This window comes from Pandoraea horticolens, from assembly GCF_902459555.1.
Classification (GTDB): Bacteria; Pseudomonadota; Gammaproteobacteria; order Burkholderiales; family Burkholderiaceae; genus Pandoraea; species Pandoraea horticolens.
Window position 1 is genome coordinate 153,453 of the sequence record NZ_CABPSM010000011.1, and the last position, 26,253, is coordinate 179,705.

The window sequence follows — 26,253 nt, forward strand, 5'->3', positions numbered from 1 at the left end:
ATGCTGACGCTCATCGCCGTTGTCTCCAGTGCCGGTGGCGCAGGCCGCAGCACCGTCACGGCCCATTTGGCCGCGCAATTTGCGCACGCCTCGCATCCGGTCGTGGTGCTCGAACTCGACGCACAGAACAGCATCGGCTCGGTGCTCGGGCTGCGCGAGGCGTGTGGCAAAGGCGTACTGTCGCCGGGCGTTGCGCCGGACAGTTGGCACAGCGTATTGTGCGAGACGCCCGCCGGCGTGCCGTTGCTGCCCGCAGGCCGCACCGCCCCGGCAACGCTCGCCGCGCTCGGCCAGTGGTTGCAGCAAGACACCGGAGGTTTGCGTCGTCAGCTTGGTGCACTCGGGTTGGCGCCGGGCACACGGGTGCTCATCGACACACAACGCTTGCCCGACATGGCGGCGCAAGCGGCGGTGGCGGCCGCCGATCTGATACTGGGTATCGTGCCCGTGACAACCACAGGCTATGTCACGCAGCCGGATCTGATCGCGGCTTGTGCGGGCCGCGTGCAGATGGTGCCGAATCTGGCCGCCGCCAATTCCTCGTTCAACAACGATCTTCTGCACCTGATGCAGGCGCGCGCGGGCGAGGCCGTCGTGCCGCTGCGCATTCATCGCGACGAGGCGATCAGCACGATGGCGGCGAACGGTCAGACACTGGCAAACGCCGGGTTCGGCTCGCAGGCGGCCCTCGATTTCGCGCGTTTGGCCGCGTGGCTGCTGCGCGCCACCACCCCGGACGAGGTGTCGAACCGAGCAGGAAGGGGCGGAAAATGATCCGCGACGCGTTGCGCTCTCTTCACCGGTTGGGTCGCGAGATGCTGGTCGTGCGTTTCGAGTTGCCGCGTAGACCCGGCAGGCGCCCTCCAGGCGTGCTGCAGTGGGTGCTCGCCGCGACGGTGCGTTCGCCGCGTCATCGGCTGTGGATCTCGCGAACTGGCGACCATGCAGTGGCGCTGTTGGCAGCGCGGCTCGATGTCCGTCAGCTCGACCAATGGCGCGACTGGTGGCTACGCCTTGTGTTTCAACCTGCACGCCCAGGACGGCCCGACTATCCGGGACGTCTGCTGGCGTGGATCAACGAACGTGCTATGCATCGGATCGACGCCCCGGCCGATGCGAGTTTCGGGCAGATCGTGAGTGCGCTGGCGTGGCGCCGGGCCGACCGTCGCCCGGCGTTTCCGCCTTACACGGCATGGCTGGCGTTTCGGAAGTACTCCGACCGTGTGCGGTCGTGGGTGGTGCTGGCATTCTTTGGCATCCCGCCCGGCACATCTGCACAGCTCGCCCACCGATTCGATACGCACCTTGAGCGCGCGGTGCAGTGGCGTGTGACATCGGCGATCGTCGCGCTGCTCGGGCTGATCGGCGTGTTCTGGATCGTGACGACACCGTTTGATCCCTTCGAGCAACTGCTGTTCTCGATTTGCACGCTCACGCTGGCGCTGGTGTTCCGGCGCCTCGACAGCCAATATTCCGTGCTCGTGCTGATCGGCTTGTCGCTGATTTCAACGATCCGTTATGTGTGGTGGCGTCTCACTCAGTCGTTGGGGTTTGACAGCGTGGCCGAAGCGGTGGCCGGTTATACGCTTGTCGCAGCCGAAGTCTACACATGGCTGATTCTGCTGCTCGGGTATGTTCAGACGGTTTGGCCGTTGCGTCGTCCCATCACGCCGCTGCCGCCGGATACGAGCCAATGGCCGACCGTCGATATCTATATTCCGACATTCAACGAGGCGCTCGAAGTGGTGCGGCCGTCCGTCTACGCCGCTAGCGGAATCGACTGGCCATCCGAGAAGCTCAACATTTACTTGCTCGACGATGGGCGGCGCGACTTCATGCGCGAATTTGCCGACCTAGCGGGGGTGCACTACATGACCCGCCCCGACAACCGGCATGCCAAGGCGGGCAACATCAACCATGCGCTAGGCAAGACTCAGGGCGAATTCATTGCCATTTTCGACTGCGATCACATCCCCGTGCGCTCGTTTCTGCAAACGACGATGGGAGCATTCCTCAAGGACGAGCGCTGCTCGCTCGTGCAAACGCCGCATCACTTCTTTTCCGACGATCCGTTCGAACGCAACCTTGCCACGCGTGGGGCAGTACCCAATGAAGGGCGCCTGTTCTACGGGATCGTGCAGGACGGCAATGACCTGTGGAACGCCGCATTTTTCTGCGGATCGTGTGCGGTGTTGCGTCGCACGGCGCTCGAGGAAGTCGGCGGCGTCGCAATCGAAACGGTGACGGAAGACGCGCACACCGCGCTGAAGATGCACCGCCGCGGTTGGAACAGCGTGTACCTGAAAGTGGTGCAGGCGGCCGGTCTGGCCACCGAGTCGCTCTCCGGCCATGTGAGGCAGCGCATTCGGTGGGCGCGCGGTATGACACAGATCTTCCGTGTCGACAACCCGATCTTTGGCGGCGGTCTGCGCCTCGGCCAGCGCCTCTGCTACGCCAGCGCCATGCTTCACTTTCTCTATGGCATTCCGCGCATTATTTTCCTGCTCGCGCCGATGTGTTATCTCTTTTTCGGGTTGCACATCGTGCAAGCGGCTGCACTCAGTATCTGCGCTTACGTGTTGCCGCATATCGCGCACGCGAACATCGCCAACTCACGTATCCAGGGAAAATACCGGCATTCGTTCTGGTCGGATGTGTATGAGGCCGTGCTCGCATGGTATGTGGCACTACCTACGACGCTGGCGTTCATCAACCCGCGTTACGGCAAGTTCAATGTGACGACCAAGGGCGGTCTGATTCAGCAAAGCTTCTTCGACTGGAGCATTTCGAAGCCGTATCTCGTATTGCTCAGCGTCAATTTGCTGGGGTTCGTGGCGGGCGTATTGCGCTATTTCTACGACCCGTCTCACGAGACGGGAGCGTTGGTCTTCAATTTGGGATGGACGACGTTCAACCTCGCGGTTCTGGGCGCTGCCGTGGCCGTGGCGACCGAAGTGAAGCAGGTACGCCGCACTCACCGGGTGTCGATGCGCATGCCCGCCACGCTATACCTGCCGGATGGCCGCACGATGGCGTGCCACACACGCGACTTCTCGGGAGGGGGGCTGGCGCTGCGAATGCCCGTGCCGATCGATCTGACCGTGGGCACCGAAGCGCAGGTGGCACTGGCGCGTGGCGTGAACGAGTACGGCTTTCCGGTGAGCGTGGTCGGCGGGCGAGGACAGGACCTGTTTCTCTCGTTCCTGCCGCTCACCGAAGAGCAGGACAAGCATCTCGTGCAATTCACGTTCGGCCGCGCCGACGCGTGGCGCGACTGGGATGCCGAGCGCACACGGGACGAGCCGATCAAGGCGCTCTTCGAAATGCTGGCGATGGGCCTGCGCGGCTATCAGATGCTGGCGAGCTACCTGCTGAACAAGCTCGTGACGCGTTGGCAGAATCGTCTGCGGGGTGTGCGTCAGACGTGAGGCAGTTCGGACGGCATGCAGCAACGCAGGAAAGCAGTTGCTCGGAAACGGACGAAACGTGAGCCGGACGAAACCGGCGCCAAGGAACCATACGATGGGTATCTGGAACCTCTATTTCATTCTGAAGCTGTTGCTGCTGTGGGCGGGCATCATCGGCTTTCATGTGCTGCCGAACTTCGTCTTCGCGCTGTTGCTCACGATTCGGCTGCGTCCACGCTGGGCGCGCATCGCGCGGCAGGTGATCGCTATCCCGGCGGGGGTGGCATTGCTTTACTACGATTCGAACCTGCCGCCATTCGCCCGCTTCGTCGAACAGTTGCCCGCGCTGCTGCAATTCCGCGTCTCGTACATCGCCGAACTGCTCGGACGCTTTGTTCCAGCGCGCGACTGGTTGTTGCTGGCGATCATGGTGCTCGCGTATTGGATCGTGAACCGTTGGGTGCGCGTGACGACGTTCGTGCTGCTCGCGCTCCTGATCGTGCCGGGTGTATTGCGTGTCGGGACATTGGTGTCGGTCTCTCCGGTGGTGGCTGCACAGGGCGGTACGACGGCCGTCATGGCGGGGACTGCATCTGGCGCCACCGGTGAGGGAAGTGCGGCAGCGGGTGCCGGCGAATTCGTGGCGGGTAACGCAGAGGTGCCGCTGGGCGCAAATCCGGATGCGGCACTCAACAGCTTCTACGCGCGCGAACTGACGCGCTCCGTCTCGGTACCGGCACAGGCTGGGGCAGGCCCCGACTTCGACATCATTTTTCTGCACATCTGCTCGCTCTCGCAGGACGACCTCGATGTCGACGATCTCGCCAACCAGCCGTTGCTCTCGCGCTTCGACTTCGTCTTTAAGAACTTCAACTCGGCGGCGAGCTACAGCGGCCCGGCGGCCATTCGCGTGCTGCGCGCCGACTGCGGTCAGCCAACGCACAAGGCGCTGTACGATCCTGCCGGTTCGCAGTGCTATGTGATGAGCAATCTGAAGACTATTGGCTTCACGCCGGCGCTCGCGATGAACCACGACGGGCACTTCGACAACTTCATGCGAGAAGTGCAGCAGAACTACAACGTCGGGGGCATTGCGCCGTTTGACAATACGCACGCCCGTGTTGTCATGCGCTCATTCGACGAAACCCCGATCCGATCGGACGGCGATGTGCTGCAATCGTGGTGGAAGCAGCGCACCACCATGCCGGACAAGCGCGTGGCGCTCTACTACAACACGATCTCGCTGCACGACGGCAACCGTCTCGAAGGCTCGACGCTTACCAGTGCGCAAAGCTATCCGATACGGGCCAAAGCGATGCTCGACGACTTCAATCAGTTCATCGACACTATTGCGAAGTCGGGCCGCAAGGCCGTCGTGGTGTTCGTGCCGGAACATGGGGCTGCGCTGCGTGGCAGCAAGCTGCAAGTCTCCGGTATGCGCGAGATTCCACTGCCCGGGATCACGCACGTGCCGGTCGGGGTCAAGCTCGTGGGCTTCGGCAACGATGCGACGGCGGCGCGCGGCAAGCCTGTCACGATTTCCACGCCTACGAGCTATCTGGCGTTGATGACGCTTGTCTCGCATCTTGTCGCGAACAACCCGTTCGCGGGGACGCCGGATCTGGCGCAGTATGCAAACGATCTGCCGCAAACGGCCTTTGTGTCTGCCAACGAGCAGACAACCGTCATGAAGTACGGCGGCAAGGTGCTCATTCGCGGTGCAGATGGCGTCTGGCTGGACCTCAGGTCGATGGAGTAACGCGCACGCTCACGTTTTTCTCCGGAATCGCGCATACTGTATGTCCCGCTCGCGCATGCGGGCAGTGCAGTTTTGTATCGCCGCTTGATATTGCCTGATTCGAACATTCCGGGAGTTACCGTGCAATACACGAAATTCGGCCGCACCGGCCTGAGCGTTTCCCGCCTGTGCCTGGGTACCATGACATTCGGTCTCCAGACCGAAGAAGCCGCGAGCCACGCGATTCTCGACCACACGTCGGACGCAGGCGTCAATTTCATCGATATCGCCGACGTCTATCCGCTCGGTGCCGATACGTCGCTCGCCGGGCGCACCGAAGAAATCGTTGGCCGCTGGCTCAAGGGGCGTCGCGACAAGTTCATCGTTGCCACCAAAGCGTGCGGCCAGATGGGGTCGTCGCCGTGGGACAAGGGTGCGTCGCGCAAACACCTGCTGGCAGCTATCGACGCCTCGCTGAACCGTTTGGGTACTGACTACGTCGACCTCTATCAACTGCATTCCGACGACACCGATACGCCGATCGACGAGACGCTCGAAGCGCTCGATACCATCGTGAAGTCGGGCAAGGCCCGCTATATCGGTGTGTCGAACTACCTCGCGTACCGCCTCGCCCGGGCGCTGGGCCGTGCCGACGTGCTGCGCCTGGCGCGTTTCGTGTCGGTGCAGCCGCGCTATAACCTCCTGTTCCGCCAGATCGAGCGCGAGCTGTTGCCTCTCGCCAACGAAGAAGGGCTGGCCGTCATCCCCTACAACCCGCTCGCCGGCGGATTGCTGACCGGCAAGTACCGGCACGACGCCGCACCGAGCGAAGGGCGCTTCACTACCGCGACGGTCGGCAAAGCCGGGGCGATGTACCAACAGCGCTATTGGCACGAGCGCGAGTTCGAGACCATCGAGACGCTCAAGGGCATTGCGAAGGACGCCGGCGAGTCGTTGACGCGTCTGTCGCTCGCATGGGTACTCGCGAATCCCGTCGTGACGTCGGCCATCATCGGCGCGAGCCGCGTCGAACAACTCACGGAGACGCTGGGGACTATCGATTACACGCTCGACCCGGACCTCAAGGTGAAGCTCGACGAAGCGTCGCATGCCTATCGCTGGGGTGATGCGGCCCGATAAGCGCCGCACGCCCAGTTGTTCTTTCGACTCATCAAACGAGGCGGATCATGACAAAACGCATTCTGGTGGCAACCGACGGTAGCGAATCTTCGCGCCGCGCGCTGCGAGAGAGCGCGGCCTTCGCACGCAACGGCGACGCGATCCGCGTTATTCATACGGTGGAAGACCCCGTCAATCTGTTGACGTCGGCCTTCGGCAAGTTCATCGATCTGGAGCAAGTGCGCCGTGACATGCAGCGCGAGGGGGAGGAGGATCTCGCGCGGGCGGTGCTGTATCTACGTGACGAGGGGTTCGATGCGCAGGCGCACCTGCTCGATTTGCGCACCACCGGGGAGACGGTTCCCGAGGCCATGACGCGCGAGGCCAACGAGTGGGGGGCGGACATCGTCATCGTTGGCACGCATGGCCGTAGCGGCGTGCGTCGTGTCATGCTGGGCAGCATTGCCGAGCAGATTCTGCGCAGCGCAGAGGTGCCGGTGATGCTGGTGGCGGGCGAGGCGCGACCGCATATGCCCTTGCGCTCGGGCGGGCACTACGAGCGGATACTTGTCGCCCTGGACGATAGTGAAACGTCGCGCCGTGCGTTCGAATATGCGCTGTCGCTTGCCCGTACGCACGGGGCGTCGTTACGCGTTGTGCATGTCCTGGATCTGCCGGGGCCGTTTCTCGCAGACTTCGACCCGAGGCCGGTGCTCGATGCGGTGCGTGCCGTGGGGGAACAAGTGCGAAGCTGGGCGAAGCAGCGATTGCACGAGGCCGGGGTACCGGGTGAGATCGAAATGCGGGAGATTCAACCGGTGGGCGAGGGCGTCGCCGACCAGATCATCGCCGCCGGCAAGGATGCCGACGTCGATGTCATCGTGCTCGGCACACACGGGCGGCGCGGCTTCCGCCGCTTCACGCTAGGCAGCGTGGCGGAAGATACGGCTCGCCACGCAGGCCGTCCGGTATTGCTGCTGCCTGCGCATGCGCCGGTGGAGTGAGCGCGGCTGCCAGCGGCGCACGCTGGGCAACCACGCCCACCGTGCGTCATGTCAGATGAGCGTGTTCTCCCTCAACTCGCCGGGCCGAGTTCGGCGAGCAGCGTCTTGAGTGGCGTGGCGGCGTCGGCCAGACGGGCCGGATCGATCACCGCGCGGCGGCCGACGAGTTCGCGCGCCGCAAGAAACTCCTGTGCACGGTTGATGCTCGCAGCGGCCACGACGGCGCCCTCACGCAGATAGAACAGCATGAAGACCGCCGCCCCTTGCGCGTCGGGCAAGCGGCGCTCCACCACGGCGTCGTGGCCTTCGGTCATGCCGACCATCTGCAGCTTCGCGTTGAACTGATCGGACCAGAACCACGGTGCGGTCGCGACAGCCTTCGGCGTGTCGCCATGCACCACGCTCGCGGCCACCTTGGCCATTTCGCTGGCGCTCGGCACCGACTCCAGACGGATACGACGGCCCAGCGCCGGGTGTTCGTGATGCGCGCAATCGCCCACCGCCAGAATGGCCGGATCGCTCGTGCGTGCGAATTCGTCCACGACGATGCCGTTCTCGACCGCCAGACCGGCTGCCTGGGCAAGTTCGGCGTTCGGGATCAGACCGATGCCGACGACCACGACGTCTGCCGGCAGATGTTTATCGCCGGCCACGACGGCGACAACCTGACCGGCGGCGTCCTGCTCCAGCGCCGTCACACCGACACCGACCTGCACGTCCACACCGTTCTCGCGGTGCAGCGTCGCAAAGAACCCGGCGAGATCGGCTTCCGCCACGCGCGCCAGCAGGCGCGGCGCCGCTTCGAGCACCGTCACGCTGGCGCCTGCCTTGACAGCGCTTGCCGCCACTTCCAGACCGATATAACCGCCACCGACCACGACCACGCGCTTCCCCGGTGCGAGGGCTTCGCGCAGACGCTGTGCATCGGCAATGTTGCGCAGGTAATAGACGTTCGGCGCGTCGCCGCCCGGGATGGGCAGCGGGCGCACACGGCCGCCGAGGGCCAGCACCAGATGGTCGTAGCTCAGCGTCTGGCCGTCGTCGAACGTGACAGTGCGTGCCGCGCGGTCGATGGCCGTGGCCGTCACCCCGAGGCGCACGTCGATTTCGGCCTTCTCCCAGGCATCGGCCGGACGGATCAGCAGGCTGGCTTCATCGGCCTGACCGGCCAGAAAGGCCTTCGAGAGCGGCGGGCGGCGATAGGGCAGATGCGTTTCGCTGCCGGCGAGCACGATGCGGCCGGTGTAACCGAGTTGACGCAATGCGAGGGCGGTTTCGCCGCCGGCCTGACCCGCGCCGAGAATGACAGTCGTGGAAGTAGCTTCGGACATGAGGATGAAAGCGAGAGAATTTGGCCGTCAGTGTAATGCATCGGCGCCCGCGTGGCGTTCACGCTGTGGCTGACGTTGGCCAGACCATCGCATCAGTTCATCGCATGACTCGCCGCTGTGGCCCGTCCTCGCAGCCAGTTGATGCTCGCGAACAGCAGCACCGCGAACACGATCAACATGGTGGCGACGGCGAGGATGGACGGATCGATGGCGTCCCGGATACCGCTCCACATCTGGCGCGGCACGGTCTTCTGGTCTGGCCCGCCGATGAAGAGGATCACGATGACCTCGTCGAACGACGTGGCGAATGCGAACACGCTGCCGGTGGCGACCGCAGGTGTGATGAGCGGCAGCGTCACGCGCCGGAACGTGACCCATGGCGCGGCGCCGAGGCCCGAGGCCGCGCGCAGAAGGCTCTCGTCGAACGACAGCAGCGAGGCCGTCACCGTGATGACGACGAATGGCGTGCCCAACGCCGCATGGGCAAGAATCACGCCGGGGTAGGAATTCACGAGTCCGAGCGGCGCGAAGATCAGATAGAAGCCCGCCGCCACGACCACGATGGGCACGATCATCGGCGAGATGATGATCGGCATGATGACCGAGCGCAACGGGAACTGCGAACGGCTCAGGCCAAGCGCCGCGAGCGTGCCCAGACACGTCGCAATTAAGGTCGACGCCGCGCCGATACCGAGGCTGTTGAGCAGGGCTCGTTGCCAGTCGGGGCTGGTCAGCGCCTGCTGGTACCAGCGCATCGAGAAGCCGGTCAATGGATAAGAGAAATACGAACCGGCGTTGAACGAGAGCGGGACGATCGCGAGAATCGGCGCAATCAGGAAGAACAGCGTGAGCGCGGTATGCAGGCGCACCCAGCGCGACGCCACACGTTCCGTCAGTACGGTATTGCGTTTGTCCGGCATGGGCTTGTCTCCTATGTCGCGAGCGAATCAACCGAAGCGCAGCCGGTCGATGCCGACGATGCGGTTGAAGATGAAGTAGAAGACCGCCGTGAAGATCACGAGATACGCCGAGAGCGCGCCCGCGAGTCCCCAGTTGAGTTGCGTATTGGTCTGCATGGCGATGAGTTGGCTGATCATCTCGTCGCCCGCGCCACCGAGCAGCGAGGGCGTGATGTAGTAGCCAAGCGCAAGCACGAAGACGAGAAAACACCCGGCGCCTACCCCTGGCAGGGTCTGTGGAATGTACACCCGCACGAACGCTGTAAACGGATGCGCCCCAAGCGATTTCGCCGCACGCATATAAACGGATGGCACGCTCTTCATTACCGAATAGATCGCGAGAATCATGTAGGGCAGCAGCACATGGGTCATGCCGATCAGCACGCCGGTACGGTTGAAGATCAGCGGCACGGGATGCGTGGTGATGCCCAGGCTCGACAACAGGCTGTTGATGACACCGCCGGGTTGCAGCAAGACGTACCACGCAGTCGTGCGGACCAGTAGCGATGTCCAGAACGGAACGATGACGAACAGCATCAGCCGATTGCTTTGCTTCTCGGGGAGATTCGCCAGCAGCCACGCGACCGGATAGCCGAGGACGAGGCACAGCAGTGTTACGGTGGCGCTGATGGAAATCGTGCGCACGAACGCCGCGCGATACACCGAGGCGTTCTCGGGCAACGCGGCGATGACCCCTTGCGACGTGACCTGCGCATCCATGCCGGCGAGCAGATAGTCCGGTGTGGGCGAGGTGGCGGCACGCTTGAGCAAGCGCCACGTCTCTGGCGCGCCCCAGCGCTCGTCGATCTCGATCAGCGCGGGCTTCCATGCCGGCGGCGCATCGCCGCCGACGGCGCGAGCGGTGCGCATGAGCAGGCTGCGAAACTCCGGCTGCGCGAAGTTCATGCGTCGTGCAATGGTACCGAGCTGCCCGCTTTCGTGTGCTTGTTTCAGGCCGGCGGCGAGCTGGGCAAACGTCGCCTCGCCCGGTACGCCGCTGCCGTCCCACGCGTCGAGCGCACGGGCGAGCTGCGGCATCCCGTCGGCGATTTCCCGATTCTGCACACTCCTGGCGAGCAGCAGCGCAATGGGCGCGATGAACGTCGAGAGCAGAAATACGATCAACGGCAACGCGAGCATCAGCGCCCGCATCGACGCGCGCCGTTGCACGCGCCGGTAAGCGGCGAGTCCTTCGGCGCTTGCCGGCGCGTGTGACGTGGCGTGAATCGATGCGGGCATATCGGTCATCTCGTGCTGTTAGCCGTTATTGCGTAAGCCAGACCTGGAAACGCTTGTTGATGGCGTCGGCGTTGTCGGCCCAGAAGCTCGCGTTGATCTGCACGGCGCGCTTGAAGTTCTCCGGCGCAGTCGGCATATCGGCCAGACGCTGCTTGTCGACCAACGCCACGGCATCCTTGCGCGGCGGCGCATAGGCGATGTACTTCGACAGATCCGCCGACGCCTTCGGCTGCGACGCCGAGACGATGAATTTCGCGGCGGTGTCGGCATGCTTTGCGCCGGCCGGCACGCCCCACCATTCGAAGTCGTAGACCTGCGCGTCCCACACTGCCTTGAACGGTTTCTTGTCCTTCTTCGCGGCATCGTCGATGCGGCCGTTATAGGCCTGCACCATCACAACCGCACCATCGGCGAGCAATTGCGGTGCCTGCGCGCCGGACTCCCACCACACGATGTTCTTCTTGATCGTGTCGAGCTTCTTGAACGCACGGTCCACACCGGCGGGCGTGGCAAGTACTTTGTACACGTCCTTCGGATCGACACCATCGGCGATCAACGCCCACTCCATCGTGACCTTGGGCGACTTGCGCAGCCCGCGCTTGCCCGGGAATTTCTGCAAATCGAAGAAGTCGTTGACGGTGCTCGGTGCGGTTTTCAGCTTGCTGGTGTCGTACGCATAGATGGTGGACCACACCATGCTCGCGACCGCACACTCGCTGATCGAGCCGGGGATGAAGTCGCTGGTCTTGCCGAGCGATTTTTTGTCGAATTTCTTGAGCAACCCTTCGTCGCAGGCCGTGATCGCGTCGTTGGTTTCGAGGTCGATCAGATCCCATGTGGTGTTCTTCGCCTGCTCCATCGCCGAGAGTTTGGCCAAGCCGCCATCGTACGATTCCGTCGCGAACGTCACGCCGGTGGCTTGCGTGAACGGCTCGAACCAGGCCTTCTTCGCTGCCGCTTCGAAGGCGCCGCCGAAAGTCACCACACTGAGCGTTTCCGCTGCGTGCGATGTAACGGCCGCGAACGCGAGTACGGCGAAGGCGGCGCAATGAGTTTTGATGGGAGTGCGCATGTCAATTGGCTCCTGCAGGTGCGGTCAAGATGAGGGACGGGGAAGGCGCGTTGGAAGAATGGATCGTTTGCGCCGTGCGCGGCGCGCAGGCGGCGAGAATCTTGCAGTCGTCATGACGCCAGGCGACGTCAATGGTGTCGCCGGCACTGGGCAGTGCATGACGCTGCGTGTTGGGGACTTTCACGACGATGGCGTCGTGCGAGCCGAGCGTGAGATGCACGCGATGGTGATCGCCGCAATACACGATCTCGTCGACGCGTGCCCGTACGACGTTGTTCTGTTGGTCGCCGTTCGGCAGACCGTCCGCCCCAGGGATGTGGGCGCGTTCGGGGCGCAGCGCGAGCATCGCATCGTCACCGGCGCTCAGCCCTTGCTCGCAGCGGCCGCGAATCATGCTGCCGTCCGACAGCGCAAGTGTCGCCCAACCTTCGTGAACGCTCACGACATGGCCAGTCAATCCGTTGTTCTCTCCGACGAAATTCGCGACGAATGCGTTCTGCGCGTTCTCGTAGAGTTCGCTCGGCGGTGCAGCTTGCTGAATGCGTCCGTCGGAGAACACGGCCACGCGATCCGACATCGTCAGCGCTTCGGCCTGATCGTGGGTCACGTAGACGATGGTGAGCGACAGTTCCCGATGCAGCCGCATGATTTCGTATTGCATCGTCTCGCGAAGTCGCTTGTCGAGCGCGCCGAGCGGCTCGTCCATCAGTACGACGCTCGGCTCGAACACCAGCGCACGCGCGAGCGCTACGCGCTGTTGCTGCCCGCCGGAGAGTTGCGCAGGGCGGCGATTGGCCAGGTGCGACAGCTCGATCATGTCCAGGGCGCGTTTGACCCGGACGTCCTGTTCGGCACGGCTTACGCGCCTGACGGAGAGCGGAAAGGCGACGTTCTGCGCAATCGTGAGATGCGGGAACAGGGCGTAGTTCTGAAACACCATGCCGATGTCGCGGCGATGCGGTGGCTTGTCGTCCAGACGCTTGCCGTCCAGGCGAATCTCGCCGTGGGTGGGCGACTCGAAGCCCGCGAGCATCATAAGCGTGGTCGTCTTGCCCGACCCGGAAGGGCCGAGTAGCGACAAGAACTCTCCCTTGCGCACATCGAGGTTCAGGTCGTCGACAACGCATTGCACGCCGTCATACGACTTGCTCACGCCCGAGAACGAAATGAAGGATGGATTCGACATCGTGATTGCGTCCTGTCTTCGAAACTTAGGGCTGTGCCAGCTTGGCAGCCAGATAGCGTGCGAAATCGTAGTTCGGGCGCTCCAGCGGGCTCAGATGGCCGGGCTTCGCGAGCGGTGCATGTACGCCTCGGAACACGGCTTCCACACCGCGCCGGTCTTCGGCGTTCACTTCGTCGAGCAGCGCTTTGAGCGTGACCATATGGGCGTTGGCTTCTTCGTCGGCAATGAACTCGGGCGAGAGGCCGCCGCCGAAGCGGATATGCACCCGGTCGACGCCTCGGGGCTGGAGCACGAGATACCAGAAGTACCCAGGGGTGAGCGTGACGAGGTGCGTCGGGTAGATGGCGAGCAGCGCCGTCGTCTTGCGCCAGTGGCCTTCGAGCCGTGTGTTGTCCGGATGCGCGTTGCCGATGGGCAGCGTCGCTTCCTTGGTGATCCAGTGGTAGTTGAACGCCGGGTGGCCCGGCGGGCACTCCATTTCTTCGAGTTTCGAATGGGGGCCTACCGTAGCGCGGTGCAGCATCGGCAGGTGGTAGCTCTCCATGAAGTTCTCGGCGAGGATCTTCCAGTTGGTGTCCCAGACGTGTTCTTCATAGAAAGTTTCGATGTAGCCGGTCATGCCGTACGGCGCGATCAACTCGGTGAGCCCGGCGAGCTGTGTGCCGATGGGCGGTGCATCGTTATCGAGTGTCACGTAGATCCAGCCTTGCCATTGTTCGCAGCGAATCGCGGGCAATTGATAGCGCTCTTTGCAGAAGCCGGCTTGCTGATCCATCATCGGCGCGCCTTTCAGCTTGCCGTCGAGCGAATAATTCCAGGCGTGATAAGGACACACGATTCGTCTGACGTTGCCTCGGCCTTCGAGCAGCACCGACATGCGGTGCAGACAGACGTTGGACATAGCGCTTAGCTGCATCTGCTCGTCGCGCACCACCACGATGGGCTGATCGCCGATCTGCGCGCTCAGGTAGTCGCCGGGCGCGGCGAGGACGCTTGCACGGCCGACGCATTGCCATTCGTGCGCAAAGATGTCGCGCTGTTCCCTCGCGAGAAATTCAGGCGATGTGTACACACCGGGCGGCATGGCCCGCGCGTCGTCGAATGGGCGTTCGCCACCGGTACGCAGTGCGTCGATGAGCGATTGCCCTGCGATCGTCCCAGTCTGGTCAGCCATGAAGCCCTCCGTTCATTCGCCGGAACGCTTCAGGCAACGTCGCAAGCCCTGGCGCACCGCACTCAACATGAACATCAATCTATCAAGCCAAATTGCCAGCCAAAATATTGTTTTTGGATACAGGGCAAAGGTTTTCCCTATGCAGCCTGTTTTGCACCGTTGCCCTGTGCATCACTGCGACGACAGGTGCAGGCGCCGGATGTAGTTCTCGCAAAAGGACGCGAAGCGCTCCACGACCCGTCGCGGCTTCATCGTGCGCGATTGCGCGATGCCCAGCATGGTGGCGTTGACGTTGTCTTTGAAGCGCTTGATGACGAACTCCTCGCCGTCTACCGTGCGATTCGATTTGAGCGGGAAATTCAGCAGGCTGTAGCCCAGTCCGTTCGCCACCATGCCGCGCACCACTTCCGGTTGCGAGGATCGAAATGCGGGGACGGGGCGGTTGCCGACAGCGTCGAAGAGCGCGGCGAAATACTCGCGGCTGTGCGGCAGATCGAGCATGACATAGGGCTCCGGCAACAAGTCGGCAAGCGACACCTTGCGTGCGCGGGCGAGCCGGTGCGTGCGGGGCAGGATGGCGTAGGGCGGCAGCGAGAGCAGCGGCGTGAAGGCGATGTCCTCGCTCAGGTCGAGGCTGTACGTGAGGACGATATCGAGCGATCCGTCGTGCAGGCCGCGCAGCAGCCCGTCCTGATGCGCTTCCACCGTGCGAAAGGAGATGCCGGCGTGCTCTTCTGTAAAGCGGCTGATGAGACCCGGCATCAGCGGCGGCGCGAGCGAGGCAAGACAACCCAGCGCAATGGAGCCGGTCATGCCGCCGTCCATCTCCTTGGCGGCCATTTGCAGTTCTTCGGCGGTCTTGAGCAGGTTACGTGCCTGCCCCAGCAGATCGCGCCCCGCTTGCGTGAGCGATAAGCCGCTCGCGTGATGCCGGATGAACAACTGCACGCCGAACGACACCTCGAGATCCGCGAGCGCGGTGGAAATGGACGGCTGCGAAATATGCAGCCGCCGGGCTGCGGCGGTGAAGGACAGTACCTCCGCCGTGACCACGAAATAGCGCAGTTGGCGCAGCGAGTAGCGCAGGGGCTGATTGTCCATCGGCATCGCTCCATTGGGCAGCATGGTTCAAGGGCATTGTGAAACCGAAAAAAAAGCCTGCATAGCCAAATCCGATGCCCTGCATTTTTTAAATATATTTTTCGGATTCTGTCGAGGCGCGTAGATTGCCGCGAATGACCCACCTCTACGGGTCGTTGGAATCAATCTGCCTTCGGAAGGACGCAAGCCATGACAGTGCAAACAACGTCAATCGATACGCTCGTCGTCGGCGCCGGGCAGGCCGGCGTGGCGATGAGCGAGCATCTGAGCAAGCTCTCCGTGCCCCATCTCGTGCTGGAGCGCTCGCGTATCGCGGAGCGCTGGCGCACCGGACGTTGGGATTCGCTCGTAGCCAATGGCCCGGCCTGGCACGACCGGTTCCCCAACATGACGTTTGCGGGCGTCGACCCCGATGGCTTCGCGCCGAAAGAGCAAGTGGCGGACTATTTCGTCGACTACGCCCGAAAGATCGAAGCGCCTATCCGCACGGGTGTCGAGGTGACCAAGGTCGTGCGCAACACGGGCCGGCCGGGATTCACCGTGGAGACCTCGGACGGCACGATCGAAGCGCAGCGCGTGGTGGTGGCGACCGGGCCGTTCCAGCGTCCCGTGATTCCGCCGATTGCGCCCAAGGACGCGCACCTCACCCAGATCCATTCCGCCGACTACCGCAACCCGGAGCAACTGCCGCCGGGTAATGTGATCGTGGTGGGCGCCGGGTCGTCGGGCGTGCAGATTGCCGACGAACTGAACCGCGCCGGGCGGCAGGTCTATCTGTCGGTCGGCCCGCACGACCGGCCGCCGCGCGGCTATCGCGGACGCGACTTCTGCTGGTGGCTGGGCGTGCTCGGCGAGTGGGATGCCGAAGTCATGCGCCCCGGCAAAGAACATGTGACCATCGCGGTAAGCGGCGCGCGCGGGGGGCATACCGTGGATTTCCGGCGTCTGGCGCACGAGGGCGTCACGCTCACGGGCCTGACGCAGTCGTTTGAGAACGGCGTCGCCCGGTTTCAGTCCGATCTCGCGGACAACATTGCCCGGGGAGACGAAAACTATCTGTCGCTGCTCGACGCGGCCGACGCCTATGTCGCGCGCAACGGCCTCGAACTGCCCGAAGAACCTGAGGCGCGAGTCATTCCTGCCGATCCGGTGTGCCTCACGCACCCGTTGCTCGAACTCGATATGGATAAGGCGAACGTGACGTCGATCATCTGGGCCACCGGCTACGCCGTCGATTTCGGCTGGCTACAGGTCGATGCCTTCGACGACAACGGAAAGCCCAAACATCAACGCGGTGTTTCGAAGGAGCCGGGGGTGTACTTCCTCGGGCTGCCGTGGCTTTCGCGCCGCGGCTCGTCGTTCATCTGGGGGGTGTGGCACGACGCAAGGCATATCGCGGACCACATCGCCACCCAACGCAAATATCTCGCCTACTACGACACGCCAACGAACTGAGGAGCCCGTCCATGAGCCAACCCACGCATACCCGTATCCGTATGTTCAACACCAAGGATACGTACCCGAATCAATCGCTCGATAACGACCTGTGTCAGGCCGTGCGCGCAGGCAACACAGTCTACGTGCGTGGTCAGATCGGCACCGATTTCGAAGGCAATCTGGTGGGGTTGGGCGACCCGCGCGCGCAGGCCGAGCAGGCGATGAAAAACGTCAAGCAGTTGCTCGAAGAGGCGGGCAGCGACCTGTCGCATGTGGTCAAGACCACGACTTACCTGACCGACGTGCGTTTTCGCGAGCCGGTCTATCGTGAAGTGGGCAAGTGGCTCAAGGGCGTGTTTCCGATCTCCACCGGACTCACGGTGGTCGCGCTGGGACAGCCCGAGTGGTTGATGGAAATCGACGTTATTGCGGTGATTCCCGAGGGATGGACGCCGTCCGGCGCATAAGGAGCGCATATGACTTTCTCTATCGTTGGACGGTGCGAGCGCACCGGGCAACTCGGCATCGCGATCAGTTCGTCGAGCATCGCCGTGGGCGCGCGGTGTCCGTGGCTGCGTGCGAACGTCGGTGCGGTCGCCACGCAAAACGTCACGCAGCCCGCGCTGGGGCCGCAAATTCTCGACCGCCTCGCACGGGGCGATATCGACCCGGCGACGGCGTTGAGCCGCACCCTGGCCGAGAGCGAGTGGAGCGAGTATCGGCAGGTCACGGTGATCGATGCGCAAGGTCGCACCGCGTTTTTCAGTGGCGATCAGGCGTTAGGCACGTATCACGCCGTAGCGGGGGCGCAATGTGTCGCGGCGGGCAACATGCTGACGAGCCGCGACGTGATCGAAGCGATGGTGCCGGCGTTCGAGAATACGCCCGGCGCGCTGGCCGATCGATTGCTGGCCGCGATGCATGCCGCTATCGCCAGTGGCGGAGAGGCCGGGCCGGTGCACTCGGCAGCGTTGAAGATCGTGGGCGATCTGGTGTGGCCCATCGTCGATCTGCGGGTCGATTGGGCGGACGACGATCCTATCGGCAAGCTCGGTGGTCTCTGGCAAGCGTATCTGCCACAAATGCAGGACTACATCACCCGCGCCCTGAATCCCACGGCCGCACCGAGTTACGGAGTGCCGGGCGATGAATGATCTGTCGAGCCGCGCGCTGCTCGACAGGTTGATCGGCTTCGCGACCGTGAGCCGCGATTCCAATCTGGCGCTGATCGAGTTCATTCGCGATTACCTCGCGCAACACGGGGTGCAAAGCGAGCTGTTCTATAACGACGAGCGCACCAAGGCCAATCTGTTCGCAACCATCGGCCCGCAAGATCGCGGCGGTATCGTGCTGTCCGGGCACACCGACGTTGTGCCGGTCGACGCTCAGGCGTGGAGCGTCGACCCGTTTCGTCTCGTCGAGAAAGACGGACGGCTTTACGGTCGCGGCACGGCGGACATGAAAGGATTTCTGGCTTCGGTGCTCGCGGCGGTACCGAATTTCGTCGGATGCGAATTGCAGATGCCCGTGCATCTTGCCTTCTCGTACGATGAGGAGATCGGGTGTCTCGGTGTGCGGCCCATGCTCGCGGAGATCGCGAAGCGCCCGCACAAGCCAGTGCTGTGTCTGATCGGGGAACCTACGGCGCTCAAGCCCGTGTTGGGCCACAAAGGCAAACTGGCGATGCGCTGTTGTGTAAAGGGCGCGCCGTGCCATTCCGCGTATGCCCCGTATGGCGTCAACGCGATCCAGTACGCCGCACGGCTCATCAACCGCCTCGAGGACATTGGCGATGAACTTGCCGATCCCGAGTATCACGACGCGCGCTTCGATCCGCCTTACTCCACGGTGCAAACGGGCGTTATCAAAGGCGGACGGGCGTTGAACATCGTGCCAGCCGAATGCGAATTCGATTTCGAAGTGCGCGCATTACCGGGCTTCGATGCGAATCGCGTTGCGGAGGCCTTGCAACGCTACGCCGACGAGGACTTGCTGCCCAAGATGCAAGCGGTGAAGCCGGACACCGGCATCCGCCTCTTTCCGCTTTCGGCTTATCCGGGGCTGGCGACGCCGCCCGATAGCGACGCCGCACGTCTGCTGGCGATGTTGTGCGGATCGGACGAGTTTGGCACGGTCGCCTTCGGCACCGAAGGCGGCCTGTTCAACGAAGTGGGTATCCCGACCGTGGTCTGCGGCCCCGGGAGTATGGATCAGGGGCACAAGCCCGATGAGTTCGTGAGCATCGAACAACTCGAGGGCTGCGATGCGATGCTGTGTCGCCTTGCGCAGTACCTGACGACGGCGCGGTAATACGCCGCGCTGAGCACCCACGCCGGCGCGTCAGCGTTTCGCGTCCGGCGTTGCCAAGAACACCATCTCGACCTGCTTGAGAAGTGCCGGACCGAACGCCTCGCCGCCCACTTCCGGGGCGATCAACTGCATCAGCACAGGCGAGCCGGGCGGCGGATGCAGCGCGTGCACGAGCAGGCAGAAATACATCTCCGGATGCTCCGCGCGCACAACGCCTGCCTGCATGCCCTGGGTGATCAGCGGTTCCATGCACTCGTACACCGGCATGACCAGATGCCGATGCAGAATCGCCCCGCGCTCGCCGGTCTCGGACGCGTGTTGCGAGATGAACTGCTTGTGCTCAGGGTGATGGATGGCATGCGCGGCGACGACCGAAATCGCTTCCTTGAGACGGTCAGTCACTGGTCGCGACGTGTCGAGCGAGAGCGCACGCAAGCGTTCGCCGGGTTCCACAAGTGCGGCTTCGAGCGTGTCGATGCACGCCCGCCATAACTGCTCTTTCGAGCCGAAATGCACGCGTACGAGGCTAGCGTCGACCTTCGCTGCGCGAGCGATACCTCGCAGGTTGGCGCCGTCGTAGCCGAGCTGTGCGAAGGCGTGGATGGCAGCGCTCAGCAACGCGGCGCGGCCATCGGGCAGGTGTTTGGGGCGTCGGCCCCGGGTTATCGGTGTGGCAGTCATCTTCGGGCTACATCTTGCACAGGGCGTACCGCCGGTGCGGCCGCTTCAGACGCCTGTGCCGGTGTCGCCGGCTCCGGCAACGCGGGCTTGGCGGCATCGGCCGCCGGTTCCGGCGGCACCCCCATCGCGTAAAACAGGAGCGCAGTATCCGACAAACGCGCACCGGTTGCACGCACTGTCGTCATATAGGCATTCCAGTACTGCTGCTCGCGCCCGCGCGCGGCCGAGACGGGCAGGGCGCCCAGACGGACGCGCGCCGCCGTGTCGCGATAGATTTGCTCGGCCGCCGCGCTCGAATTGTCGGCATGCAGCAGTGACGTGTTATCCGCTTCGAGCGATGCCAGGGTATCGGCGACATTCCGGAACGCGGTGAGCACCGTCTGCTTGTACTGGTCGACGGCAGCCTCATACGTGGCCTGGGCTGCACGACGCTGTGCCAGCAATGCGCCGCCGTGGAAGATCGGTTGCGTGACCGAAGCCGCCACACTCCACAGCGACCCGGCATTGGACATCACCGTAGCCCAGTTGAAGCCGCCTTTGCCGAGCGACGCGCTGAGCGACAGGCTCGGGAACATCTGTGCCGTCGCCACGCCCACTTCGGCCGATGCCGCCTTGAGCGCCATCTCGGCCGCCTGAATATCGGGACGCGATTGCAGCAGCGTCGACGGCACGACGACCGGCACCCGATCCGGCACCTTCAACTCCCCCAACGGCAAATCGTCGGGCGCCTGGTCGGGCGTGCGGCCGAGCAACACGGCCAACGCGTGACGGGTGGATTGATGTTGGGCGCGCAGGCCCGGCAGCGATGCGGCGAGCGATTCGGCGTTCTGCGCGGAGGCCAGCGCGTCGGCCCGCGAGACGGCGCCGAGCGTTTCACGTCGCGCCATATCGGTGGCGTCGGCCTGTGCGAGTTCGACGAGCCGCTCGGTCGCCTTGACCTGCGCCCCGAGCACTGAAGCCCCGATGGCGCCGGAGACGATGTTCGCCGCGAGCGCCTGCCGTGCCGATTCGAGCTGGAACGCCTGTTGATCGACCTGAGCAGCCAGCGATGCATTGGCAAAGCGCGACGCGCCAAAGAAGTCGAACGTGTAGCGGGCCTGCACCTGCCCCACGAACATGTTGTACAGCGCGGTGGGCGGCCGGATATTCGGGATGCCCAGATTGCGTTCGCGTGCGGCTTCGCCGCCGATATCGATCGACGGGAAAAGCGACGAGCCGATCTGTGCCTTCAACTGCTCGCGTGCGGCCTGCAACGCGTGGTCGGCTGCCGACAGACTGGGGCTGTTGCGCAGCCCTTCTTCGACCAACGCATCGAGTTTGTCCGAGCGGTAGGTGTGCCACCACGCGCGCACGGGCTGGGCATTCACGTCGAACTGCTGCGATGCGCCTTGTGCCGTGACGGTGTGCTCCGGCACGGCGCTTGCGCCATAGTGGGCGGGCGAGGGCATGGCCGGTGGTTTGTCGCCGGGGGTGAACGCGCACGCGCCGAGCCAGAGCGGCAGGATCGGAACAAGCGGCGCGCACCAGCGCAGAGCGAGGCGCGGGGTCATGAGCGGTCTCCTTGCGAACTGCCGGACGGCGCGTTGGCGGCGTGCGGCGCACGTTCGTCGTGGCGCACGCGGAACGCTGCCGCGTATAACGCCGGCAGGAAAAACACGGTCAGGATGGTGGCGCTGGTGATACCTCCCATCAGCGCGGTGGCCATCGGGCCGAAGAAGTTGCTGCGCAGCAGGGGAATCAGGGCCAGCACGGCGGCCGCCGCGGTGAGCGTGATCGGCCGGAAGCGTCGCACCGTGGCGCTCACGATGGCGTCGAAGCGCGGGTGTCCGGCCGCGATGTCCTGCTCGATCTGATCGACCAGAATCACCGAGTTACGCATGATGATCCCGAACATGGCGATCACGCCGAGCATTGCCACGAAGCCGAAGGGCTTGCCGAACAACAGCAGCGTAGCCACCACGCCGATCATGCCGAGCGGCGCGGTGAGCACCACGAGCATGGTGCGCGCGAAACTCTGGAGCTGGATCATCAACAGTGTGAGCACCACAATAATCATGATCGGCATTTGCGCCATGATCGACGATTGCCCCTTGCCGGACTCTTCGACCGATCCGCCGATCTCGATGCGATACCCCACCGGCAGCGCGCGGCGAATGTCACCGAGCTGTTTGTAGACGGCCTCGGTCACGTCGATCCCTTGCTTGCCGGCACGCACATCCGAGCGCACGGTGAGGGTCGGTTGACGATCGCGCTCCCAGATCACGCCATATTCCAGATCGTTGACCACAGACCCAAGCGTGGCCAGCGGCACCGGGCCGTTCGGCGTGGGCATGGCAAGCGTGGCGAGCTTCGCGGGGTCGACGCGTTCGGCCTTCGGCGCGCGCAACGTGATCGAGATCAGCTTGTCGCGCTCACGATACTGGCTGATGTCGTAACCCGTGAGGGTCATGGCGATGAAGTTCGAGATGTCCGTCGAACTCACGCCCAGCGCACGGGCCTTCTGCTGATCGACTTCGAAGCGTACCGAGCGCTGCGATGGCTCGTCCCAGTCGAATTGCACGTCCACGGTGTCGCCGTTCGCCCGCATCACGTCTGCGACTTGTTCGGAAATCTTGCGCACCGTGCCGATGTCGTCGCCGCTCACGCGGAATTGCACCGGAAAGCCGACCGGCGGCCCATTTTCCAGTCGCGACAGACGCGTGCGTACGCCGGGCATGGCGTCGCGTAACGTTGGCTCAAGCCACTGCGCGAGCGCCTCGCGTTCTTCCACGGACTTGGCGGTGATCACCAGTTGCGCGAAGTTCGGTGTGGGTAATTGCTGGTCGAGCGGCAGGTAAAAGCGGGGGGCGCCCGTGCCTACGAAACTCACCGTGTGATCGATCTCCTTGCGGCCCTGAAGTAGTTTTTCCAGACGCTCCGTCTCGCGAAGCGTCGCCTGATACGAGGCGCCTTCCTGCAAGCGAAGGTCCACCATCAGTTCCGGCCGGTCGGAGCTTGGGAAGAACTGTTGCGGCACGAGCGAGAAGCCGGCCATGGAAATCAGGAACAGCACCACGGTAATGACGAGGACGACGATCCTGCGCTCGATGCACCATGTCAGCCAGCCGCGCAGGCGATTGTAGAACTTCGTGTCGTACACCTCGTGTTCGTGGTCGTCGCTGTGATGCGCCTCTCGCGGGCGCTCGGGCAGCAGCTTGTAGCCGAGTAATGGAATGAGCACGACGGCGGCCAGCCACGACGCGAGCAGGGCGATGGCCGAGACTTCGAAGATCGAGCGCGTGTATTCGCCGGTGCTCGACTTGGCGAGTGCGATGGGCAGGAAGCCCGACACGGTCACCAGCGTGCCCGTGAGCATCGGGAACGCCGTGCTGGTGTAGGCAAAGGCGGCAGCGCGTTTGCGATTCCAGCCCTGTGCCAGCTTCACCGCCATCATTTCGACGGCGATGATCGCGTCGTCCACCAGCAAGCCGAGCGCCAGGATCAGCGTGCCGAGCGATACCTTGTGCAGACCGATGTCGAAGATGAACATGAACAGCGAGGTGACGGCGAGTACGACCGGAATCGAAATCGCCACGACCATGCCGGTGCGGAATCCCAGCGAGACGAGACTCACGACCAGCACGATGGCCACCGCTTCGGCCACGGCTTCCAGGAAGTCGTCGACCGAATGCGAGACGGACTGCGACATGCTCGCGACTTCGGTCAGCGTGAGGCCGGCGGGCAACTGGGCGCGCAGATCGCCCATGGTGCTGGCCAGCGCCTTCCCGAGGTGAATGACGTCATGCCCCTTCTGCATGGTGATGCCGATGCCGAGGACGGGCTTGCCGCCGAAACGCATTTCGGACACGGGCGGGTCGACATAGCCACGTTTGATCGTAGCGATGTCACCCAGACGGAAGGTGCGGTTGTTCACGCGAATGAGCGTGTCGGCGAGCTCGTCGACATTGCGGAACTGGCCGCCGGGGCGCACGACCAGACGGTCGTTGGGCGTGTCGATGGTGCCCGCCGGGGCGACCGCATTCTGGCTGTCCACCGCCTGTGCGATCTGGCTCGGCGAAATGCCGAGACGTGTCAACTGCGTGTTGTTGATCTCGACGTAGATGCGCTGATCCTGATCGCCGAAGTAGTCGACCTTCGCCACGCCCGGCACCCGTAGAAGCACGGTGCGCAGGGCGTCGGCGTAGTCGCGCAACTGGGCAGGGCCGAAGCCGTCGCCTTGCAGCGTGAAGATGTGCGTGTAGACGTCGCCGAACTCGTCGTTGAAAAACGGCCCTTGTACGCCTTGCGGCAACGTGTACGCGATATCGCCGACTTTCTTCCGTACCTGGTACCACTCCTCGGGCACTTCGCTCGCCGGTGCCGAATCCTTCATCGCGAAGAACAGCAGCGACTCGCCGGGGCGCGAATAGCTGCGCTGGAAGTCGATAGCCGGCATCTCCTGGAGCTTGCGCGCGATCCGGTCGGTCACCTGTTCCTGCACCTGTTTGGCGCTCGCCCCCGGCCAGAACGTGCGGATCACCATCACGCGGAACGTGAAAGGCGGGTCTTCCGATTGGGCGAGACGCGAGTAGGCGAGAATGCCGAAAACCGTCGCCATCGCGATCAGGAAGACCACAAGCGAGCGATGGCGCAGCGCCCAGGCCGAGAGGTTGAAGCTGCCCTCTTCGTGGCGGAAGTTCTGCGGTTCGGCGTCGGGTGCGGCGGGGGATGTCTGGGGCACGGGCGGCTTCCCGTCCTGCGTGCTCATGACGCGAAGTCCTCAGCGTGCAGTGGCGGGATCACGCGGACTTTTTCACCGGCCGTGACCGTGTGAACGCCTTGCCAGACAATGCGCTCGCCGGGCTGAATGCCGCCTGCGACGGTCACGGTTCGCTCGCCGTAACGCGCAACCTTCACGCGGCGCAAGACCAGCGTGTCGTCTTGCTTGACGACCCACACGGCGGGTTGGTTGCCATCGTGGAAGAGTGCGGTCGACGGTAGCGTGATGGGCTGAGCATCGGCGACTGTCGTCGAGGCCGCAGTACCGGACGCCGCAGCCGGGGCGCCGATGGTGGCCGTAGCTGGCGAGGTCAAGGCTTGCGCGAAGGCGACGTTGGCCGTCATGCCGAGTTTGACATCGGGGCCGGGAGAGAGCAGCGAGAGCTTGGCGCGATAGGTGCGGCTCATCGGATCGGCCGCGGGGGAGACTTCACGCACGCGTGCCTGCCACGTCTTGCCCGGCACGGCGGGCAGCGAGACGGTTGCCGTCTGGCCGACGCGCAACGCGCTGAGCGCGACTTCGGGCACATCGGTAATCACGTCGACGTCGCCCGTCCACGCCAGTTGATACACCGCTTGACCGGCGCTCACGTTCTGTCCGGTATCGGCCTGCTCGGCGGTGATGACACCCTCGCGATCGGCCTTGAGATTGCCATAACCCAACTGATCGCTTGCCAACGCCGCTTGCTGACTCGCCTGATTGCGCTGTGCCAGCGCACTCGCGTAAGCGTTCTCGGATTGCTCGAGCTGCGCCGGTGCGATCAGGTTTTCCTTCGCCTGCGCGCGGTCGCGCATGACGGTTTGCGTCGCGTAGTCGAGTTGGTGCTGTGCGGCGTCGAGTTGTGCGCGGGCGCTCGCGGCGTTCTTCGAGAGATCCGCCGGGTCGAGGCGTGCAACGATCTGACCGGCCTTGACGGCATCGCCGAGTCGCACCGACCGGTCGACGATCTTGCCCGCGACGCGGAACGACAGCGGCGTGGAATAGCGTGCCTCGATCTGCGCGGGCAGCGACGCAATGGGCGTCTGCTCCGTGAGCTTGGCGGCGACGGCCACGACCGGACGAGGTGGGGCTTCCGGCGGGGCTTTGCGCGAGCACGCAGCCAAGGAGGCAGCGGCGATGGCGGTAGTGGCGATGGCCAGCGCGAGCCGGCGGCGGCGTGGTGCGGTGTCGGGCAGAAGAGGCATCATGCGCTCGTGACTCTCAAAGTGAGGCATCCGGGAGACAAGACAATGAGGTCGCGACACGTTCGCCGGGCAAGCGGAGACAAACGAGCCATCACAGAGCAATGGCACGGGGCTGTACGATTGGCAAAACGGCGCGATCCGGAAAAAATCTACAGGCGATGATATATGGATTGCCGACACGCTGCAACGGGGCATGACGGGGTTTTTCGATGCCCCTGTGACTATCGATAGGGGCACGCCATTGGATTGTTTTTCGACGATCGGAGAAAGGCCAACCGTCGAAATATTTTGGAGTACGATTCCAATGGAACGTACACTCGGCGCCTCGCGACATTGCGGGTAATCGGCAATGTGACGAGGGCGAGGCGCGGCGGGTTCGGGGAACGAGGTTGTCCGGGACAAATCGTCACATCAGAGGAACGTTGTCGCGCGCATTGAGTCGCACTCGGGCCAGTTGCAACGACTGGCGACATCGCAGCGAAGACCCCCGGCATCGCATGACGCACGCGGCATCGTAGACCGAGGCCGCCGGCGCGCATTTCGCGCAGACGG

20 protein-coding genes are annotated in these 26,253 nt (G+C 63.8%); 9 read left to right on the forward strand and 11 right to left on the reverse strand.

Features of this window, described 5'->3' with window-relative positions:
• The 5 genes from PHO31112_RS18180 (at nucleotide 1) to PHO31112_RS18200 (ending at nucleotide 7,268) form a co-directional block, all read left to right on the forward strand.
• The gene (locus PHO31112_RS18180; RefSeq protein ID WP_150621760.1) at nucleotides 1–774 is read left to right on the forward strand and encodes a cellulose synthase operon protein YhjQ/BcsQ; all 774 of its coding nucleotides are present in this window, start codon (nucleotides 1–3) and stop codon (nucleotides 772–774) included.
• On the forward strand, nucleotides 771–3,428 hold the full coding sequence (bcsA, locus tag PHO31112_RS18185; RefSeq protein WP_150621761.1) for a UDP-forming cellulose synthase catalytic subunit: 2,658 nt from the start codon (nucleotides 771–773) through the stop codon (nucleotides 3,426–3,428). The genes PHO31112_RS18180 and bcsA overlap by 4 nt, the downstream gene beginning before the upstream one ends.
• A gap of 94 nt (nucleotides 3,429–3,522) precedes the next feature.
• Nucleotides 3,523–5,166 carry a cellulose biosynthesis protein BcsG gene (gene bcsG / locus PHO31112_RS18190; protein WP_150621762.1) on the forward strand — a complete coding sequence of 548 codons (1,644 nt, stop codon included), beginning with the start codon at nucleotides 3,523–3,525 and terminating at the stop codon, nucleotides 5,164–5,166.
• Between the two features lie 120 nt (nucleotides 5,167–5,286).
• Complete coding sequence (locus tag PHO31112_RS18195; RefSeq protein ID WP_150621763.1) at nucleotides 5,287–6,285, forward strand: aldo/keto reductase; 999 nt, start codon at nucleotides 5,287–5,289, stop codon at nucleotides 6,283–6,285.
• Between the two features lie 47 nt (nucleotides 6,286–6,332).
• Nucleotides 6,333–7,268: a universal stress protein gene (locus tag PHO31112_RS18200; RefSeq protein ID WP_150621764.1), complete on the forward strand. Its 936-nt coding sequence runs from the start codon at nucleotides 6,333–6,335 to the stop codon at nucleotides 7,266–7,268.
• 71 nt (nucleotides 7,269–7,339) lie between these two features.
• Here PHO31112_RS18200 and PHO31112_RS18205 read toward each other — a convergent pair whose 3' ends face one another.
• From PHO31112_RS18205 to PHO31112_RS18235, 7 genes are all read right to left on the reverse strand, one after another.
• Nucleotides 7,340–8,599 carry an NAD(P)/FAD-dependent oxidoreductase gene (locus PHO31112_RS18205; protein ID WP_150621765.1) on the reverse strand — a complete coding sequence of 420 codons (1,260 nt, stop codon included), beginning with the start codon at nucleotides 8,597–8,599 and terminating at the stop codon, nucleotides 7,340–7,342.
• Nucleotides 8,600–8,691: 92 nt separating this feature from the next.
• On the reverse strand, nucleotides 8,692–9,519 hold the full coding sequence (locus PHO31112_RS18210) for an ABC transporter permease (RefSeq protein ID WP_150621766.1): 828 nt from the start codon (nucleotides 9,517–9,519) through the stop codon (nucleotides 8,692–8,694).
• Between the two features lie 27 nt (nucleotides 9,520–9,546).
• Nucleotides 9,547–10,797 carry an ABC transporter permease gene (locus tag PHO31112_RS18215; protein ID WP_150621767.1) on the reverse strand — a complete coding sequence of 417 codons (1,251 nt, stop codon included), beginning with the start codon at nucleotides 10,795–10,797 and terminating at the stop codon, nucleotides 9,547–9,549.
• Between the two features lie 25 nt (nucleotides 10,798–10,822).
• A complete protein-coding gene (locus PHO31112_RS18220) occupies nucleotides 10,823–11,869 on the reverse strand; it encodes an ABC transporter substrate-binding protein (protein ID WP_150621768.1) in 1,047 nt (348 codons plus the stop codon).
• Between the two features lies 1 nt (nucleotide 11,870).
• Nucleotides 11,871–13,055: an ABC transporter ATP-binding protein gene (locus PHO31112_RS18225; RefSeq protein ID WP_150621769.1), complete on the reverse strand. Its 1,185-nt coding sequence runs from the start codon at nucleotides 13,053–13,055 to the stop codon at nucleotides 11,871–11,873.
• Between the two features lie 25 nt (nucleotides 13,056–13,080).
• On the reverse strand, nucleotides 13,081–14,229 hold the full coding sequence (locus PHO31112_RS18230; protein ID WP_150621770.1) for an aromatic ring-hydroxylating oxygenase subunit alpha: 1,149 nt from the start codon (nucleotides 14,227–14,229) through the stop codon (nucleotides 13,081–13,083).
• Between the two features lie 171 nt (nucleotides 14,230–14,400).
• The gene (locus tag PHO31112_RS18235) at nucleotides 14,401–15,330 is read right to left on the reverse strand and encodes a LysR family transcriptional regulator (protein WP_150621771.1); all 930 of its coding nucleotides are present in this window, start codon (nucleotides 15,328–15,330) and stop codon (nucleotides 14,401–14,403) included.
• Between the two features lie 189 nt (nucleotides 15,331–15,519).
• On the opposite strand from PHO31112_RS18235, the gene PHO31112_RS18240 reads away from it, so the two are divergent.
• The 4 genes from PHO31112_RS18240 to argE are packed head-to-tail and all read left to right on the forward strand — an operon-like array spanning nucleotide 15,520 to nucleotide 19,077.
• Nucleotides 15,520–16,785 (forward strand): flavin-containing monooxygenase, encoded by a 1,266-nt coding sequence (locus PHO31112_RS18240; protein ID WP_150621772.1) that lies wholly within the window; start codon nucleotides 15,520–15,522, stop codon nucleotides 16,783–16,785.
• Nucleotides 16,786–16,796: 11 nt separating this feature from the next.
• On the forward strand, nucleotides 16,797–17,234 hold the full coding sequence (locus tag PHO31112_RS18245; RefSeq protein ID WP_150621773.1) for a RidA family protein: 438 nt from the start codon (nucleotides 16,797–16,799) through the stop codon (nucleotides 17,232–17,234).
• A 9-nt stretch (nucleotides 17,235–17,243) separates the two neighbouring features.
• Nucleotides 17,244–17,921: a DUF1028 domain-containing protein gene (locus PHO31112_RS18250; protein ID WP_150621774.1), complete on the forward strand. Its 678-nt coding sequence runs from the start codon at nucleotides 17,244–17,246 to the stop codon at nucleotides 17,919–17,921.
• Complete coding sequence (gene argE, locus PHO31112_RS18255) at nucleotides 17,914–19,077, forward strand: acetylornithine deacetylase (RefSeq protein WP_150621775.1); 1,164 nt, start codon at nucleotides 17,914–17,916, stop codon at nucleotides 19,075–19,077. The genes PHO31112_RS18250 and argE overlap by 8 nt, the downstream gene beginning before the upstream one ends.
• Before the next feature lie 30 nt (nucleotides 19,078–19,107).
• On the opposite strand, the gene PHO31112_RS18260 is transcribed toward argE, so the two are convergent.
• From PHO31112_RS18260 to PHO31112_RS18275, 4 genes are read right to left on the reverse strand one after another with little or no spacing between them, the layout of a single operon-like run.
• Complete coding sequence (locus PHO31112_RS18260) at nucleotides 19,108–19,758, reverse strand: TetR/AcrR family transcriptional regulator (protein WP_150621776.1); 651 nt, start codon at nucleotides 19,756–19,758, stop codon at nucleotides 19,108–19,110.
• On the reverse strand, nucleotides 19,755–21,308 hold the full coding sequence (locus PHO31112_RS18265; protein WP_150621777.1) for an efflux transporter outer membrane subunit: 1,554 nt from the start codon (nucleotides 21,306–21,308) through the stop codon (nucleotides 19,755–19,757). Before PHO31112_RS18265 ends, PHO31112_RS18260 begins: the two co-directional genes overlap by 4 nt.
• Nucleotides 21,305–24,505 (reverse strand): efflux RND transporter permease subunit, encoded by a 3,201-nt coding sequence (locus PHO31112_RS18270; protein ID WP_246178347.1) that lies wholly within the window; start codon nucleotides 24,503–24,505, stop codon nucleotides 21,305–21,307. Before PHO31112_RS18270 ends, PHO31112_RS18265 begins: the two co-directional genes overlap by 4 nt.
• A complete protein-coding gene (locus PHO31112_RS18275; RefSeq protein WP_150621839.1) occupies nucleotides 24,502–25,701 on the reverse strand; it encodes an efflux RND transporter periplasmic adaptor subunit in 1,200 nt (399 codons plus the stop codon). Before PHO31112_RS18275 ends, PHO31112_RS18270 begins: the two co-directional genes overlap by 4 nt.
• Nucleotides 25,702–26,253 lie beyond the last annotated feature (552 nt).

Coding starts and splice junctions, on each gene's coding strand:
- PHO31112_RS18215 (WP_150621767.1), bottom strand. CDS start 10,797: ATGCCCGCATCGATTCACGCCACGTCACACGCGCCGGCAAGCGCCGAA.
- PHO31112_RS18200 (WP_150621764.1), top strand. CDS start 6,333: ATGACAAAACGCATTCTGGTGGCAACCGACGGTAGCGAATCTTCGCGC.
- bcsA (WP_150621761.1), top strand. CDS start 771: ATGATCCGCGACGCGTTGCGCTCTCTTCACCGGTTGGGTCGCGAGATG.
- PHO31112_RS18260 (WP_150621776.1), bottom strand. CDS start 19,758: ATGACTGCCACACCGATAACCCGGGGCCGACGCCCCAAACACCTGCCC.
- PHO31112_RS18235 (WP_150621771.1), bottom strand. CDS start 15,330: ATGGACAATCAGCCCCTGCGCTACTCGCTGCGCCAACTGCGCTATTTC.
- bcsG (WP_150621762.1), top strand. CDS start 3,523: ATGGGTATCTGGAACCTCTATTTCATTCTGAAGCTGTTGCTGCTGTGG.
- PHO31112_RS18210 (WP_150621766.1), bottom strand. CDS start 9,519: ATGCCGGACAAACGCAATACCGTACTGACGGAACGTGTGGCGTCGCGC.
- PHO31112_RS18225 (WP_150621769.1), bottom strand. CDS start 13,055: ATGTCGAATCCATCCTTCATTTCGTTCTCGGGCGTGAGCAAGTCGTAT.
- PHO31112_RS18205 (WP_150621765.1), bottom strand. CDS start 8,599: ATGTCCGAAGCTACTTCCACGACTGTCATTCTCGGCGCGGGTCAGGCC.
- PHO31112_RS18240 (WP_150621772.1), top strand. CDS start 15,520: ATGACAGTGCAAACAACGTCAATCGATACGCTCGTCGTCGGCGCCGGG.
- PHO31112_RS18245 (WP_150621773.1), top strand. CDS start 16,797: ATGAGCCAACCCACGCATACCCGTATCCGTATGTTCAACACCAAGGAT.
- PHO31112_RS18275 (WP_150621839.1), bottom strand. CDS start 25,701: ATGCCTCTTCTGCCCGACACCGCACCACGCCGCCGCCGGCTCGCGCTG.
- PHO31112_RS18180 (WP_150621760.1), top strand. CDS start 1: ATGCTGACGCTCATCGCCGTTGTCTCCAGTGCCGGTGGCGCAGGCCGC.
- PHO31112_RS18220 (WP_150621768.1), bottom strand. CDS start 11,869: ATGCGCACTCCCATCAAAACTCATTGCGCCGCCTTCGCCGTACTCGCG.
- argE (WP_150621775.1), top strand. CDS start 17,914: ATGAATGATCTGTCGAGCCGCGCGCTGCTCGACAGGTTGATCGGCTTC.
- PHO31112_RS18265 (WP_150621777.1), bottom strand. CDS start 21,308: ATGACCCCGCGCCTCGCTCTGCGCTGGTGCGCGCCGCTTGTTCCGATC.
- PHO31112_RS18230 (WP_150621770.1), bottom strand. CDS start 14,229: ATGGCTGACCAGACTGGGACGATCGCAGGGCAATCGCTCATCGACGCA.
- PHO31112_RS18270 (WP_246178347.1), bottom strand. CDS start 24,505: ATGAGCACGCAGGACGGGAAGCCGCCCGTGCCCCAGACATCCCCCGCC.
- PHO31112_RS18250 (WP_150621774.1), top strand. CDS start 17,244: ATGACTTTCTCTATCGTTGGACGGTGCGAGCGCACCGGGCAACTCGGC.